Origin of the sequence: Haloactinopolyspora sp. (assembly GCF_027324685.1) — a bacterium.
In the GTDB taxonomy this organism is placed as follows: domain Bacteria; phylum Actinomycetota; class Actinomycetes; order Jiangellales; family Jiangellaceae; genus Haloactinopolyspora.
Window position 1 is genome coordinate 15791 of record NZ_DAHVSH010000116.1, and the last position, 13720, is coordinate 29510.

The following is a 13720-nucleotide window of genomic DNA, read 5'->3' on the forward strand; positions in this document are numbered from 1 at the left end:
TTTACGAACGCTCCTTGAACTGTTCGGCGGGACCAGGCTCAGGAGGTTCGACCATGGCGGACCAGCTCACGCTCGGGCGTCGCGGATTGCTGGCTGGCGCTGGCGGGGCCGTGGGGCTGTACAGCCTGGGGCAACGACGAGCCCGCCCGGTGGCGGCAGCACCGCAGCGCCTGCCCCGCGACGATCCCTTCACCCTGGGCGTGGCCTCAGGGGATCCGAGTCCTGATGGTGTGGTGCTCTGGACCCGGCTGGCCCCGGAGCCGCTCGCCGAGGACGGGCACGGCGGGATGCCGCCGCAGCCGGTCGCCGTGCGATACGAAGTGGCAACCGACGAGCACTTCCGAGCGATCGTGCGCCGCGGAACGGCGCCGGCGCGCGCGGAGTTCGCGCACGCCGTGCACGTCGAGCTCGACGGACTACTGCCACATCGGTGGTACTGGTATCGGTTTCGGCTAGGTGCCCACGTCAGTCCCACCGGCCGGACCAGGACGCTGCCCGAGCCGGGGGCGCAGCCGGCGGCGCTGCCGTTCGCTTTCGTCTCCTGCCAGGACTGGCAGACCGGGTACTACACCGCCTACCGGCACTTGGCCGCCGAAGACCTGGACCTCGTGGTCCACCTCGGTGACTACATCTACGAGTACGCCTCGTACGGACCGGACTATCCCCGGCCGCAGCCGGGCACCGAACCGGGCGACGACTCCATCCGCACGTTGGCCGAGTACCGCAACCGGTACGCGCTGTACCGCACCGACGCCGATCTGCAGGCTGCGCATCGAGCCTTCGCCTGGGTCACGACGCTCGACGATCATGAGGTCCAGGACAGCTGGGCGGACGAGACCAATCTCCAGGTTCCGCCGTCGGCCTTTCGCGACCAGCGAGCGGCGGCATTGCGCGCCTACTACGAGCACATGCCGTTGCGGCGACGGGCCCTGCCGCAGGGCCCGGACATGCGGCTGTACAGGCGCGTCGCCTACGGCGATCTCGCGACGTTCAACGTCCTCGACACGCGTCAGTTCCGAGCGGCGCCGGCCTGTGGCGGTGGACGGCTCAGCGACTGCGACGAGCGCTGGGACCCGGCGCGCAGCCTGCCCGGCGCCGAACAGGAGCGCTGGTTACATGCGGGCCTCGCCGATGCCGAGACCCGATGGAACGTCCTGGCCCAGCAGGTTTTCTTCTCGCAATGGGCCATGGACGGCGATCCGGAGCTGTTCAGCATGGACGCCTGGGACGGATACGCGTCTTCTCGCGAGCGGGTGCTGCGTACCGTCACCGAGGCGCCGGTGCCCAACTTCATCGTGCTCACCGGCGACATCCACCTGAACATCGCGGCCGACATCAAGGCCGACTTCACCGATCCGGACTCCGCGACCCTTGGTTCGGAGTTCGCCGGAACCTCGGTGAGCTCGGCCGGTGACGGCACGGACCTGCCCTGGTGGGCTCCGACCGACTTGCAGACCAATCCGCACTTCGCGTTCATCAACGGACAACGCGGCTACGTGCGATGTCACGTCACTCGTGGGCGGTGGCGCTCGGACTACCGGGTCGTCCCGTATGTGTCGACGCCCGGCGCGCCGGTATCGACCCGCCGGAGTTTCGTGGTCGAAGCGGGCCACCCCGGGCTGCAGGAGGTATGAGCGTGCACGCATCGATCACCGCGGCGGGCCAGGCCGGTCCCCGGCTCCCACCGGTGCGCAACCTGCGCGCCACGACGACGCAGGTGCCGGTGTCGCAGACGGTCGTGCTGGAGTGGGAGGCCCCGGAGCCCGGCCTGGCCATGGATCACTACGTCGTCTACGGGGCTGCGCTGTCCGACTTCTCGCCGTCGCAGGCCACGCTGAAGGTCCGGGTGCCGTGGACCACCCACCTGCACAGTGGCCTGCCAGCCGACGGCCGGACCTGGCACTACCGGGTGGTGGGCGTGGACGCAGCCGGCCGGGTGAGCCGGTTCCGCGGCAGTACGCAGGTGTCGGTGACGACGGCGTCGCGAGGCCTGCCACGGATTCCGGCCGGGAACCTGGTCGCCACGGCCACGAGCGCGCAGCAGCCCGACTATGCGGCCGAGTTCGTGCTCGACGGTGATCCGGCGACGTTCTGGCACTCCCAGTACGACCCGCGTGTTCCGATGCCGCACGCGCTCACCGTGGACATGGGTGAGGTGCGGCCCGTCACCGCGCTGACCTACCTGCCGCGCCAGGACGGCGAGCACGGCGGCACCGTGACGGCGTACGCCGTTGCGCTCAGCACCGACGGATCGACCTTCACCCCCGCCACGACGGGCCACTGGTGGGCCCTGGACACCGAGGGCACGTTCGCGATCTGGCCGGCGACGCAGGCCCGCTACGTCCGGCTGGAGGTCCTGGCCGGCTATCGCGGGCACGCCTCGGCGGCCGAGATCGGGTTGTTCGAACCACCGGCCTGATCATCCGGCCGCCGGGGCTGCGGCGTCGGTGGCTCCCCGTCTCACGACCGCGCGGCCTTCACGACGCTGCCGTGATTCGATCCAGGTGGCGAGCTTGCTCAGCGAGTAGTTGATGACGATGAACACCGCGGCCAGGACGAAGCCGGTGGCCAGCGGGTTGTTGTAGAGCGGGGAGATGTAGATCTGCTCGCCCGTGCGCACGATGCCCGAAGCGCCGATGACATAGCCGAGTGCGGTGTCCTTGAGTGCGACGACGCATTGACTGATGATCGCCGGCAGCATCGACGCCACCGCCTGCGGGGCGAGGATCAGGCGCATGACCTGCGACTTGCGCAAGCCGATGGCGTAACCGGCCTCGGTCTGCCCCTTCGGCACCGCGATGATCCCGGCCCGGAAGATCTCGGCCAGAACCGCGCCGTTGTACAGCATCAGACCCAGCACCAGCGAGTAGAACGTGCCGAAGGTCGATCCGAAGCCGAGGAAGATGAAGAAGATCAGCAACAACAGGGGCACGGCGCGGAAGAACTCGATGACGATGATGCTGGGCCACCGCAGCAGCGCGTGGTCGGAGAGCCGTCCGGAGGCCAGGATCGCGCCGAACACGACCGCCAGCACGATGGCGAATGCTGCAGCGCGCAGGGTGTCGAGCAGGCCGTTCCACAGCGCCTTGATGATGGTCGGCTGGGTGAAAGCCTCCCACTGGTCCGGTGTGATCTGCTCCTCGGACCACAGCTTCCAGAGCACCCACCCGAGAACCGCAGCCAGCACCAGCGTGCCGATGACCGTGCCGATCAGGTGACGGCGTCGGGCCGTGGGGCCTGGGGTGTCGTACAGGACCGAGCTCATCGGGACACCCCCACGCGCCGCTCGAACAACGCGGCGGCACCGGAGATGACCGCCACGATCAGGATGTAACAGGCCGCGATGCTGAAGAAGTTCCAGTACAGCGAGCCTGGGAAGTCTTCGATCAGGTCACTGAGTTGGTAGGTCAGGTCCAGGATGCCGAAAGCCGAGGCGACCGAGGTGTTCTTGGTCAGCGCGATGTACACGCTGGCCAGCGGCGGGATCACGTTGCGGAAGGCCTGCGGGAGCACCACCAGGCGCAGCGTCTGTCCGAACGTCAGCCCGATGGCTCGCGCCGCCTCGGCTTGCCCGGCCTGGACGGTGTTGATGCCCGAGCGCAGCACCTCGCAGACGAAGGCCGCGGTGTACAGCGACAACGCGGTGACGGCGCGCCAGAAGAAGCTACCGGTCAGCAGGCCCAACTCGGGCAGGCCCACGACGGCGATGAGGAACAGCACCACGAGCGGCGTATTCCGGAAGATGTTGACGTAGCTGACGCCGACGGCGCGCAGCGGCGCGATCGGCGAGACACGCATCGCGGCCAGCAGCGTGCCCAGTACTGTCGCGATGAGCATCGACCAGCCGAGCAGTTGCAGCGTGACGATGAACCCATCGGACAGGCGCGAGATCAACTCGGACCGGTACACAGCGGTGAAACTCCTCCCTGAACGTGGCGACCCCGCCGGCGCTCAATACACGCCCGCGCCGGCGGGGATGACGCTCGGCCTACTGGCAGGCGTCCAGTTCCGGGGGATCCGGGGTCTCGACGCCCGACTCGCCCAGCGTCGCCTCGAAGGCCTCGGCCCACGAGCCGTCGTCGTAGGCCTCCTGCAGGGTGTCGTTGATGAATTCGCAGAACTCGGTGTCGCCGTGCTGGTAACCGATGCCGTAGCGCTCCTCGCTGAACGCCTCGCCGACGACTTCGAGTTCGTCGGGCGCCTGGGCCGCGTACCCCAGCAGGATGGCGCCGTCGGTGGTCATCGCGTCGACGGAGCCGTTCTGCAGTTGGGTCAGGCAGTCGGAGTAGGTGTCGAAAGGCACCGGCTCGGCGCCGTAGTCGTCGACCACGTTGGACAGCGACGTCGACCCGGTGACCGAGCAGGTCTTGACGTCGGCCAGCTGCTCGGGTCCGGTGATGGTGTCCTTGTCCTCCTCGCGGACGAGGATCTGTTGCCCGGTGACGTAATACGGCCCGGTCTGGCCGACGACCTGGCGCCGCTCGTCGGTGATGGAGTACGAGGCGATGACGATGTCGACGTTGCCCTGTTGCAGGAACGGCTCGCGGTTGTCCGAGACGGTCTCGGTCCAGGTGACGTCTTCAGGCGCGATACCCAGCGCTCCGGCGATGATCTTCCCGATCTCGATGTCGAACCCACTGGGCATGTCCTCACCCGGTGCGAGGTAGCCGATGCCGGGCTGATCGATCTTCACGCCGATCTCGATGGAGCCCGCCTCGGAAAGCTCGGCCATGGTGCTGCCCGCAGGGAAGTCGGGGTTCTCTTCGACCTCGACGCTCGGTTCCTCGTCGTCGCCTCCGCACGCCGCGAGAACGAGGGCACAGCCGGCCGCCACGGCGGCGAATGCCGCCCGTCGCGTGCGGCCCGCACTTCTGGTGGCCATGATGCAGGTCAACTCCTTCGTGAATGTGCGGTGTTTCAGTGCGTCAGGATCTTGCTCAGGAAATCTTGAGCCCGTTCGCTCTTGGCGTTGGTGAAGAAGTCCTCCGGAACGGCCTCCTCGACGATGCGCCCGGCATCCATGAACACCACCCGGTGAGCCGCGCGCCGGGCGAAGCCCATCTCGTGGGTGATGACGATCATCGTCATGCCGTCCTTGGCCAGGCTGGTCATGACATCGAGGACCTCGTTGATCATTTCGGGGTCGAGCGCCGAGGTGGGCTCGTCGAACAGCATGACCTTCGGGCGCATCGCCAGTGCCCGGGCGATGGCGACGCGTTGCTGCTGGCCGCCGGACAACGCCGCGGGGTACTTGCGGGCCTGGTCGGCGACGCCGACGCGTTCGAGCAGCTCCATGGCCAACGACTCGGCCTCGGCCTTCTTCACGCCGCGAGCCCGGATGGGACCGAGCGTGACGTTGTCGAGCACGGTCTTGTGCGCGAACAGGTTGAACGCTTGGAAGACCATGCCGACGTCGGCCCGCAGCCGCGCCAGTGCTCGGCCCTCGGCGGGAAGCGGCTGGCCGTCCAGGGTGATGGTGCCGGAGTCGATGGGCTCGAGTCGGTTGATGGTGCGGCACAGTGTCGACTTGCCCGACCCCGACGGCCCGATGACGACGACGACCTCGCCGCGCTGGACGGACAGGTTGATGTCCTGCAGGACATGCAGGGAGCCGAAGGACTTGTTGACGTTCTGCATCTGGACCAGCGGCTCGCCCACGGCGGCCTGCATGCCGGTGGACAAGACGTCGGGCTCGTTGCTCGCGGCCATGCAGGAAACCTATCCGCGGGCTGTGCCCACATGGGACAGGATCGGGTTACGAAGTGGACACGACTGCAGCTCAACGGTGCCAACGCGGCCGTGACCGCCCGGTGCGCCGCCGGTCATGTCCGTGCGCGGACAGCGGCTGTGGCCATGCGCGGCGCATGTCGGTGTGTCGTCGTACCCTGGACGGGTCATGAATGAGCGCACGTACCAGGTTCGCACCTACGGGTGCCAGATGAACGTCCACGACTCCGAGCGGCTGGCCGGGTTGCTCGAAGACGCCGGCTATCAGCAGGCCAGTGCCGACAGCACGGCCGACGTCGTCGTGCTCAACACGTGCGCGGTGCGCGAGAACGCCGACAACAAGCTCTACGGCAATCTCGGCCACCTGGCCTCGGTCAAGGCCAAGACGCCGGGCATGCAGATCGCCGTCGGCGGATGCTTGGCGCAGAAGGACCGCAGCGAGATCGTCCGGCGGGCGCCGTGGGTCGACGTCGTGTTCGGCACGCACAACGTCGCCTCGCTGCCGGTGCTGCTGGAGCGGGCCCGGGTCGAGCAGGAGGCCCAGGTCGAGATCGCCGAGGCACTCGAGGTCTTCCCGTCCAACCTGCCGTCCAAGCGCGAGAGCCCGTACGCCGCGTGGGTCGCGGTCAGTGTCGGGTGCAATAACACGTGCACGTTCTGCATCGTTCCGGCGCTGCGCGGGCGTGAGCGCGACCGCCGCCCCGGCGACGTGCTCGCCGAGGTCGAGGCGCTGGTGGCCGAGGGTGTCGTCGAGGTGACGTTGCTGGGGCAGAACGTCAACGCCTACGGCGTGGAGTTCGGTGACCGGTTCGCCTTCGGCAAGCTGCTGCGCGCGGTGGGCGCTGTGGACGGGCTCGAGCGGGTTCGGTTCACCAGCCCGCATCCGCGCGATTTCACCGACGACGTCATCGCCGCCATGGCCGAGACGCAGGCCGTGATGCCGCAGCTGCACATGCCGCTGCAGTCCGGTTCCGACCGCGTGCTGCGGGCGATGCGGCGCTCGTACCGCCAAGAGCGCTACCTGGGCATCGTCGAGAAGGTCCGTGCAGCCTTACCCGAGGCGGCCATCACCACCGACATCATCGTCGGTTTCCCCGGCGAGACCGAGGCTGATTTCGAGCAGACCCTGCACGTGGTGCGCGAAGCCCGGTTCGCCTCGGCCTTCACGTTCCAATACTCCAAGCGGCCCGGAACACCAGCGGCGGACATGGACGACCAGGTCCCTCCCGAGGTCGTCAAAGAGCGCTACCAGCGGTTGACCGCGTTGGTCGAAGACATCGCGTGGCAGGAGAACCAGCGTCTGGTCGGGCACGACGTCGAGGTCCTGGTCGCTGAGGGCGAGGGGCGCAAGGACGGGCAGACGCGCCGCTGGTCCGGGCGAGCGCGAGACAACCGGCTCGTGCACTTCGCCGTCCCCGACGACACCGCGGAAGCCCAGGTCCCGCGGCCCGGCGACATGGTCACCGTCGGCGTCACCTACGCCGCACCGCACCATCTGGTCGCCGATTCCGCCCGGCAGGGCGGCACGTTCGAGGTGCGCCGCACGCGGGCCGGTGACGCCTACGAGCGGTTGAGCGGTACGGCGCCGTCGACACCGGGGGTGCTGATCGGCATGCCGACGGTCGGGGTCCCGCCAGCGTCCGAAGGCAGCGGCGGAGCGGGCGTGTCGTGCGCCGTGAGCACCGAGGTGGCGCCGGTTCACCGGTGACGGCTGTGCGGATGGACCTTGGACGCGAACAGGTTCAGCCCCAGGCTGCGGGACAAGAAGGCGGTGGCTCGCTGCCCTCGGACGCTGTTGCCTGCGGTGTCCAGGCGGGGTGAGAACGTCGCGATGCCACCCTTGCCCGGTGCCGCGGCGACGATGCCCCCGCTGACGCCGGACTTGCCCGGCACACCGATCTCGAACAGCCACTCACCGGAGCGCTCGTAGAGGCCGTTGGTGGCCAACACCGCCAGGGTGTCGTTGCAGGCCGAGGCGGGTACCACCTGCTCGCCGGTCAGCGGGTTGACGCCGCCGTCGGCCAGCGTCGCGCCCATCACCGCGAGGTCGTGGGCGTTGACCAGGAGGGAACACTGCCTGGTGTACACGTCGACGACGGCCACCGGGTCGACGTCGAGCCGGTCGTAGCTCTCCAGCAACCGCGCGATCGCCAGATTGCGTTGATTGGTCGTGGCCTCCGACGCGTAGACCTCGCTGTCCAGACGCAGGTCGCGGCCGGCGAACCGGGACAGGCCCTGTTGCACGAAGGCCCACTTGGCCTCGGGTGTGTCGCCGGGCACCAGGGCGGTCGTCGCCATGGCCCCGGCGTTGACCATGGGATTCATCGGGTGCCCGTCGTTGAGTTCGATCGCCATGACCGAGTCGAACGCCTGCCCGGTGTTGTTCACGCCCACGCGGTCCATCACGACGTCGTGACCCACGGCCTCGCACACGAGGGCGTAGACGAACGCCTTGGATATCGACTGCAGCGAGAACGGGTGGTCGACGTCACCGGCGCCGTACGTGCGGCCGGTCACCTCGGCGACACAGATGCCGAACAGATCGGGATCGGCCTGGGACAGCGCCGGGATGCGGGTGGTGACAGCGCCGTCGTGCACGTCGAGGCTGTGCCGGTACGCCTGGTCGACGAACGCTTTGACGCGATCCCATTCCGGCAGGTCGCCGGTCGAGACGGTCTGGTCGACACTGCGCACGCCGAGTTCCACCGGAACACCCCCAGGGTCTGCGCCATCCGCGCTGTCCCAGCCTGCAGAACAGGTCTGAGCAGCGACAAGCGGTTCCCGGAGATTTCACCGCAGACGATCGCACGCACCTGCTCTCACCCGGGCCGGGCGATCAGCGACAGGATCCGCCAGTAGTCGCCGGTGGGGCTGGACAGGCGCAGGTCCACGGTCTGGCCCTCGGCCCCGCCGTCCAGCGTGAACTGCTGCCAGGCGTAGGTGCCGGTGGGCAGCGTCGGTCCGGCGTCGACGACCACCTCGCCGTCTGCTTCCACCACGAATCCCGACGTGGCATAACTCGGATCACCGCTGAGGACGCAGAACACGTGTGGTCCCGGTGGCATGGCGACCCGCAGCACGCCCGGACCGGTGTTGTCCAGCACGAAGTCTCGGCGCAAGGCGTCGGGCCCGCCGCGGTCACGCTGTTGCGGGGCGCCGCTGGTCCAGCCGAAGCCCCGGGCCGGATCCCACGCGTCCTCCGGCGCCAATCGCGCGTAGGACTCCAGGACCGGGCTGTTGGCCGACCCACCGTCCAGGGCGAGTGCGAGGTCGGCGCCGTGCGGAACGGCGTAGGTAGCCGCCTGTGGTGCCCCCGCCACCGCGACGCCGTCGGCCGTCACGACCGCGGTGAGCGTCGGCACCGTCACCTCTCCGGCTTCAGGCCCGCCGGACGGCGGCGTCACCGCGATCTCGACCTGCTCCGACGACCCGGCCGGCACCGTCGTCGTGGCCGCACCGGCCGTCCACCCTTCGGGCACGTCGATCGTCACGTCGACGTCCACGGGTCCGGTGGCGCGGTGATTGGCCACGGTGACGATGGCGGTGTTCTCGTGGCCTGCGAACGCCGGCGCAGCGACCGTGAGCGCCGTGGCTTCGATCGCCGGGCGGACCGTCAGCTCCGCCGTCACCGGCAGCGTCATCGGTGCCCGTCCGCGATGGATGACCGTGGCCGCGCCGGTGAGTTGCAACTCCTGCGGTTCGGCCGCCGGCGGCGCGGTGAGCTGCCAGGTCCGGGTGAACGTCTCGCCTGGTCGCACGATGTCGCCGCCGGTGGAGTCGACCTCGTCGGCCTGCCACCCGTCGGGCACCTCGAGTGTGGCCGCGGGTTCGCGGACCGGGCGCCGTCCGTCGTTGGCCACCGTCGCGGTCACCAGCACCGACTCGCCGCCGACGATGTCACCGTCGTCGAGCGTGAGCCCGGCGCGCACCCGGTAAAGGCGGGACACCACGTCCGACAGCCCCGCGTACGACGTGTCCAGCGGGGTCAGCAGGTCGCCGGCTACGTCGCCGGCGAGATCGCCGCGGTCGCGGCGTTCGGTGATCCACCGCTGACCACTCGTGACGTGCGTGAACGCGGCATCGACATGCTCGGTGAACGCCGGATCCGTGGTCCCGGCTGACGTCGCCGTGTCGATGGCGGCCACGATCGCCGACGCGATTCGGCCGGCCAGCTCGTCCAGGTACCGCACCTCCTCGTCGTCGAGGACGTCGGCATGGTCGTCGACGGCCGCGCGCAGGTCGCCGAGCTGTCCGCGCACCGCACGTAACGGGTCGGTCAGCGGGTTCTCGAAGCGCATCCAATCGACGTTGAACAGATAGCTGTCGGCGTCGTCGTTGGTGAACACGAGGAACAGCTCGTGTGATCCGCCCGGGTCGTCGACCGGCGCGGTCACGGTCTCGAAGACCCGGGGCCCGCCGGTGGGCGCGACATCGACCTGGCCGATGACGGGTCCGTCGACGCTGTCGACGCGCAGCTCGATGGTGCCACCGCTACCGGCCGAGGCCACCCGGAAGGTCAGCTGAGAGATGCCGCGCAGGTTCACCGGTTCGAACGACACCCAGTCGCCGTGGCCGATGTCACCGACCATGCGCCCGCCGTCGCCTTCCTCGGTGTCGAACAGCGCCACCTCGCCGGCGTTCGTCCAGTGCTCGGCCTGCTTCAGCCGCGGCTGCAGGATCGCCGAGTCGCCTCCGGTCAGCGCCGAGGCGCCGTCGCCGCCGGTGTCGGTGTAGGTCGAGTCGACGATGTAGAAGATGTTGTCGATCTCGCTGTGGCCGTCGTCGATGATCGCCTGGATGGTTCCGCTGCAGCCGCGATACTGCTCCAACGGGTGACCGTGCTGGTCGTGCCCGAGCGCGGGCTGGGTGATGACCCGCTGACAGTCGATGGTGCCGTCGATCGAGCTGCCGTCCTCGGCGTCGGAGACGGTCAACTCGAAGTCGATCGGTGCGCCGAAGTCGAAGACCTGCCCGTCCCGCGGCTCGACCATCTCGACCACCGGCGCGGTGTTGCCGACGGTGATCGGGATGTTCGCGACCCCCGTACGCCCGGTCGGGTCGGTGACGGTGAGCTGGGCGGTGAAGTCGCCGCGTTCGGTGTAGGTGTGCGACGGGTTCGCCTCGGTGGAGTCGATGGTGCCGTCGGCGTCGAAGTCCCAGGCGTAGGTGATCGGATGGTCATCAGGGTCGCCGGAGCCGGTGCTGGAGAAGTCCACCGTCAGCGGCGGCTGCCCGGACGTGGGGGTCGCACTCGCCTTGGCCACCGGCGAGCGCTCGCCGACCTTGGCGTAATTGATCTTGTAGATGCCGGAGTCGGTGTTCGGGTCACCGCGTCCGGAGCCGCCGTAGTTGCTGCCCCACTCGATGACGTAGAGGGAGCCGTCCGGCCCGAACTGCAGGTCGATGGGGCGCAAGAACTCCACGCCGGGCAGGAACGGGTTGATGATGGCCGGCCGGCCGTTCTCGTCGAGCTGTACCTCGAAGATCGTGTTGCGGGTCCACTCGGCGATGAACACGGTGTCGTCGTAGTACTGCGGGAACTTGGCTTCGGAGTCCAGGTCCGGGTCGAAGTGGTAGGTCGGGCCGGCGACGGCCAGGCGCCCGCCTTCGCCCAGCTCCGGGTACTGCGGCGAGGTGTCGTACGGGTAGGGCAACCAAGCCGGCTGCGCCGGCGGCAACTGGGCCAGCCCGGTGTTGTTGGGCGAGTCGTTGACCGGTCCGCCGGTGCAGTCGTAGAGCGGTCCGGACTCACCAGTGGCGAAGTCGAAGTCGTTGTAGGCGTGGTTCGCACCGATGCAGTACGGCCAGCCGAAGAAGCCGGCTTCACGCGCCTGGTTGTACTCGTCGTAGCCCTTGCTGCCGCGGGTCTCGCTGTCGACTCTGGCGTCGGGGCCGACGTCGCCCCAGTACAGCCAGCCGGTTTCGGGATCGACGTGGATGCGGTACGGGTTGCGCAACCCCATGACGTAGATCTCGGGCCGGGTCTGGTCCGTGCCCGGCTCGAACAGGTTGCCCTCGGGGATCGTGTACGTGCCGTCGTCCTCCGGGTGCACCCGCAGGATCTTTCCGCGCAGGTCGTTGGTGTTGGCCGACGACCGTTGCGCATCGCTGTGCTCGAAGCCCGGCCGTTCGTCGGTGGCGCCGTAGCCGCTGCAGCACGGCAGTGAGTTGTCGCCGGTGGCGACGTAGAGGTTGCCGTCGGCGTCGAAATCCATCCCGCCGCCTTCGTGGGCATTGACCGCGCGCTGAGAGTTGATCTCGAACAGCACCTTCTCCGAGTCCATGTCCAGCGTGCCGGTGGATTCGTCGAAGGTGAACCGCGACACGCGGCTGACGTCGTCGTCCAGCGGCGAGTAATAGACATAGAGCCAATGGTTCTCGCCGAACTCGGGATCGAGGACGATGCCGTGCATGCCGTGGGTGTGCTCCACCAGGACGTCGAACGTCGCAGCCAGGTGGGTTCGCGCCGAGTCGGGGTCGTAGTACTTCAGCGCCCCGCCGCGTTGGACGTAGAACACCCGGCCCTGCTCGTCGATGTCCATGGCCAACGGGTCGTCGGTGTTGCCGTCGAGTTGGATCTTCTCGAAGTTCTCGTTGGCGCTGGCCGCGCAGTCGCCGTCGACCACGCCGGCCGCCCATTGGATGCCGCCGAGCAGATGTTGGACGAACAGCGGCTCGTCGGTGAAGGCCGAGGACGCATGACCCATCCCGGTGAACCACGAGCGCCCGCCGTCGTAGTGCTGGCACCACGTGATGGGGTGATCGGCGCCCATCGTGTGGCCGTCGTAGGACGTGCTGTCGTAGCTGGCGAGCACGTGCACGTCACCGCGGGGGTTCGTGGCGAAGTCGTAGGGTTCCTCGGTGCGTACCCATTCCTGAGGCAGGTGGCTGGTCGAGGGGTGCAACGAATCGTCGACTTCCACCTCGAGCTCCTGCACGGGTGGGTGGCTGGCGAAGAACGCCCCGACCAACTGGCCGTACCAGTCCCAGTCGCGTTCGGTGCCGGAAGCCGAGTGGATGCCGACGAAGCCGCCGCCGTTTCGGATGTAGCGCTGGAAGGCCGCTCGCTGGTCATCGTCGAGCAGGTTGCCCGCGGCCGGGGTGGAGTTCGTGTTGTTGAAGATCACCACCTCGAACTCGGCCAGGGACTCGTCGGTGAACATCGCCGAATCGTCCGAGGCGACGACGTTGAACCCGTGTTCGGCCCCGAGCGCCTCGATCGCCGCGACACCGGCCGGGATGGAATCGTGGTAGAAGTTCGTCGTCTTCGAGAACACCAACGCGTCGAACTCGGCCTGCTGGGCCGACACTGGCGGCGTCGTGGCCGAACTCGTCAGCCCTGATGCGGGCTCAGCGCCCAGGGAGAGGCCGGCAGCGGGAAGAGCAACTGCCGACATGGTGGCCACGAGCGTCGTGATCAAGGCTGAGCGAGGCATGTCCGGCACCTCCGGTGCGTCGAACGGGCCGCATCGAGCAGTGGTTCTGCGACTCGGTAAGCGCTTTCCGAGACCATACGGGGACGGCGTCACCACGTCAACACAGCGCAGCGAGTTGTGCCGGTTCGCCGCGGCCGTCGTCGACCTGCCCGGACCGCCGGGCCGGAAAGCCGTGACCTGCGCCGTTCGCGGTGTTGACCGGCTAGCGCCGGGCGAGCCGGCGTGTCCGCATCCGGCCGTGTCCGCGCACCGCGGCAGTCGACACGAAGGCGGCTGCGAGGCCCACCAAGGCGGCACCGGGTACTCCCGCCGCTGTCAACGCGACGCCGAGCACGGCGGCCGGCAGCCAGCTCCACGCGCTGACCGACACGGGTGTCCTCCCGCGTCGCCGCGAGCGCGCTTCGAAGGCCAGCGGAACGATCAACGGCGGCAGCACGGCCGCCAGAACCGTCAGCCAGGGCAGGAGTACCGTCTCGAAACCACTGGTGGCCAGCGCGAGCCCAGCAGCTCCGATCAGCAGCGTGCAACGGCGCAGCGAGGTGCTCAGCACGGTTCGC

The 13720-nt window shown here is 68.7% G+C and carries 9 protein-coding genes and 1 pseudogene; 3 read left to right on the top strand and 7 right to left on the bottom strand.

The features are described from left to right. Positions 1-53 precede the first annotated feature (53 nt). On the top strand, positions 54-1634 hold the full coding sequence (locus tag M6444_RS13240; RefSeq protein ID WP_298328066.1) for an alkaline phosphatase D family protein: 1581 nt from the start codon (positions 54-56) through the stop codon (positions 1632-1634). Further along, positions 1631-2419 carry a discoidin domain-containing protein gene (locus M6444_RS13245; protein WP_298328069.1) on the top strand — a complete coding sequence of 263 codons (789 nt, stop codon included), beginning with the start codon at positions 1631-1633 and terminating at the stop codon, positions 2417-2419. The genes M6444_RS13240 and M6444_RS13245 overlap by 4 nt, the downstream gene beginning before the upstream one ends. On the opposite strand, the gene M6444_RS13250 is transcribed toward M6444_RS13245, so the two are convergent. From M6444_RS13250 to M6444_RS13265, 4 genes are all read right to left on the bottom strand, one after another. After that, positions 2420-3265: an amino acid ABC transporter permease gene (locus M6444_RS13250; protein ID WP_298328072.1), complete on the bottom strand. Its 846-nt coding sequence runs from the start codon at positions 3263-3265 to the stop codon at positions 2420-2422. Beyond that, entirely contained in the window at positions 3262-3909 is a 648-nt protein-coding gene (locus M6444_RS13255) for an amino acid ABC transporter permease (RefSeq protein WP_298328075.1), read from the bottom strand. Before M6444_RS13255 ends, M6444_RS13250 begins: the two co-directional genes overlap by 4 nt. 79 nt (positions 3910-3988) lie before the next feature. Next, positions 3989-4882, bottom strand: coding sequence for a glutamate ABC transporter substrate-binding protein (locus tag M6444_RS13260; protein ID WP_298328078.1), 894 nt, complete (start codon positions 4880-4882; stop codon positions 3989-3991). Between the two features lie 35 nt (positions 4883-4917). Next, positions 4918-5709: an amino acid ABC transporter ATP-binding protein gene (locus tag M6444_RS13265; protein WP_298328080.1), complete on the bottom strand. Its 792-nt coding sequence runs from the start codon at positions 5707-5709 to the stop codon at positions 4918-4920. 187 nt (positions 5710-5896) lie between these two features. On the opposite strand from M6444_RS13265, the gene miaB reads away from it, so the two are divergent. Then, the gene (gene miaB / locus M6444_RS13270) at positions 5897-7435 is read left to right on the top strand and encodes a tRNA (N6-isopentenyl adenosine(37)-C2)-methylthiotransferase MiaB (RefSeq protein ID WP_298328083.1); all 1539 of its coding nucleotides are present in this window, start codon (positions 5897-5899) and stop codon (positions 7433-7435) included. Here the strand turns inward: miaB and glsA are convergent. From glsA to M6444_RS13285, 3 genes and pseudogenes are all read right to left on the bottom strand, one after another. Then, on the bottom strand, positions 7426-8433 hold the full coding sequence (glsA, locus tag M6444_RS13275) for a glutaminase A (protein ID WP_298328086.1): 1008 nt from the start codon (positions 8431-8433) through the stop codon (positions 7426-7428). The two genes, miaB and glsA, sit on opposite strands and share 10 nt — an antisense overlap. A 113-nt stretch (positions 8434-8546) precedes the next feature. Continuing rightward, entirely contained in the window at positions 8547-13163 is a 4617-nt protein-coding gene (locus M6444_RS13280) for a ThuA domain-containing protein (protein ID WP_298328088.1), read from the bottom strand. 202 nt (positions 13164-13365) lie between these two features. Beyond that, a pseudogene (locus tag M6444_RS13285) lies at positions 13366-13720 on the bottom strand (hypothetical protein); the annotation flags it as partial.